Origin of the sequence: Streptomyces sp. SID14436 (genome assembly GCF_010548465.1) — a bacterium.
Classification (GTDB): Bacteria; Actinomycetota; Actinomycetes; order Streptomycetales; family Streptomycetaceae; genus Streptomyces.
On the sequence record NZ_JAAGMD010000645.1, the window covers coordinates 1 to 1444 of the forward strand.

Below are 1444 nucleotides of genomic sequence, written 5' to 3' on the forward strand. Positions count from 1 at the left end.
CGGCCTCGGCCCGGGCGCGGCGCCGGGCCCCGGACGCGAACAGCGCGCTCCACTCGGTCAGTTCGGGCGCGATCTCGGGGAGCACTTCCCAGGCGCTCCGTATCTTCGCGCGGGCCCGGGGCGAGGTCTCCGGCCGGCCGCGGGCGGCGAGCACGGCGGCGGCGGTGCGCAGGGCGGCCAGGTGGGCCGTCGCGTAGCGCTCGTTGGGGGTGTCGAGGACGGTGGCCTCGTCCAGTCCGGCACGGGCCTGGGCGAGCAGGTCGAGGGCGGCGGGCGGGGCCGCGGCGCGGCGCAGCACGGGGTGGACGTCGCTCGCCGGGCCGGTCAGTGAGGGGGCAGGGCCGGCTGCGCGGCGCCGACGGGCGGCGGCTGCGGACGAGTGGGCCATGACGAACCTCCTGTCGTCTTCGTGACGGCACGCCCGAGACGGGATGCCGTATGACACATCGTGAGGTATGGCACTGACAATCCGTTCTGACCTGCGACGTTGCCTCGATCGAGCGTTCGGGCTAACTTTTGCACTGACCAGTCAGTTCAAAACATGGGGGAACGTGTGGACGGTCAGGGCGGAGCCGAGGTCGCGGCCCGCGACTTCGGCCTGAAGGGACCGCGGGGCTGGGCGTTCCGCGGGGTCTCGGCCGAGGCGGAGCCCGGCTCGCTGATCGCGGTGGAGGGACCGTCCGGCTCGGGGCGGACGTGTCTGCTGCTGGCGCTCACCGGGCGGATGCGGCCCACGGAGGGCCGGGCCGCCGTCGGCGGTCACGAGTTGCCCGGACGGATGGCCGCGGTCCGCAGGATCAGTGCGCTGGCGCACGTCACGGGGGTGACCGACCTCGATCCGGCGCTCACCGTCGGGGAGCACCTGCACGAACGGGCGCTGCTCCAGCGCCGTTTCGGCGACACCCTGTCGGCGCTGCTGCGGCCGCGCGGCGAGCGGGCCGCGCGGGAGAAGCGGCGGGTGGACACCGCGCTGGCGGCGGCCGGACTCGATCCGCAGACGCTGCCGAAGGGCACCCGGACGGCGGTGCGGGACCTGGAGCGGGTGGAGGCGCTGCGGCTGTCCGTCGCGCTGGCGCTGCTCGGGGGGCCGCGGCTGCTCGGCGTCGACGACACCGATCTGAAGCTGTCGTCCGCCGAACGGGCGGAGGTCTGGGACCTGCTGAGGTCGCTCGCCGCGTCCGGCACCACCGTGGTGGCGGTGTGCAGCGAGGCCCCCGACGACGCCGTCCGCGTCCGTACGGGCGCCGCCCCGCAGGAGGCGTCCGGGCAGCCGGGCGCGCGGGACGCCGCCGGGGACCCGGCCCCCGCACAGGACCTCGGCGAGCAGGACGACCCGCCCGGGGACCCGTCGGACCACCGCCCCGACGACCGTCCCGACACCCCGCGCGACACGCAGGACCCGCACCACGACCCGCGCGACACGCAGGACCCGCACCACGACCCG

Annotated in this window: 2 protein-coding genes; one reads left to right on the forward strand and one right to left on the reverse strand. The window is 76.2% G+C overall.

Features of this window, described 5'->3' with window-relative positions:
- On the reverse strand, positions 1-388 hold a 388-nt coding region (locus G3I53_RS22865), incomplete at its 3' end, for an SAV_6107 family HEPN domain-containing protein (RefSeq protein WP_164438725.1).
- Between the two features lie 153 nt (positions 389-541).
- On the opposite strand from G3I53_RS22865, the gene G3I53_RS22870 reads away from it, so the two are divergent.
- The coding region (locus G3I53_RS22870) for an ATP-binding cassette domain-containing protein (RefSeq protein ID WP_239064054.1) at positions 542-1444 on the forward strand (903 nt) is incomplete at its 3' end.